Below are 454 nucleotides of genomic sequence, written 5' to 3'. Positions count from 1 at the left end.
CGACAGTGTCGACGGTGAGATCGTGGCCACGGATCTGCTTGGCCAGGCGGAGCATGGCGTCAGCTCTCCTGCTTTGCTGATCACCAACTCGGAAAAACTTACCCGCGACACGCTGGATGAAATCGAGCGTCTGCTCAAAATCCTGCCGACCGCGGCTGTCGCGGCCAAAGCCTGGGAGGATTTCGGCGAGATCATCCTGTGCGATACGATCGACGAGATGGTGGCCGAGGCCGATCGCATCGCCTCCGAGCATGTCCAGGTCATGACGCGTGATCCGGACTACTTCCTTGAGAAGATGAAAAACTATGGCGCGCTGTTTCTCGGTGCCCGCACGAATGTGTCGTTTGGCGACAAGGTCATCGGCACCAACCATACGCTGCCGACCAACAAGGCCGCGCGCTACACTGGCGGGCTCTGGGTCGGCAAATTCCTCAAGACCTGCACCTATCAGCGC

The 454-nt window shown here is 59.5% G+C and carries 1 protein-coding gene; it reads left to right on the top strand.

The window, feature by feature from the left end:
• Positions 1–454: histidinol dehydrogenase (locus tag EN780_RS37720; RefSeq protein WP_189557191.1), on the top strand; the 454-nt coding region annotated here is incomplete at both ends.

It is taken from the genome of Mesorhizobium sp. M4B.F.Ca.ET.089.01.1.1 (genome assembly GCF_004022605.1).
In the GTDB taxonomy this organism is placed as follows: Bacteria; Pseudomonadota; Alphaproteobacteria; order Rhizobiales; family Rhizobiaceae; genus Mesorhizobium; species Mesorhizobium abyssinicae.
The sequence above is the reverse complement of the archived record's forward strand: the minus strand, read 5'-3'. Positions and strand labels throughout refer to the sequence as shown.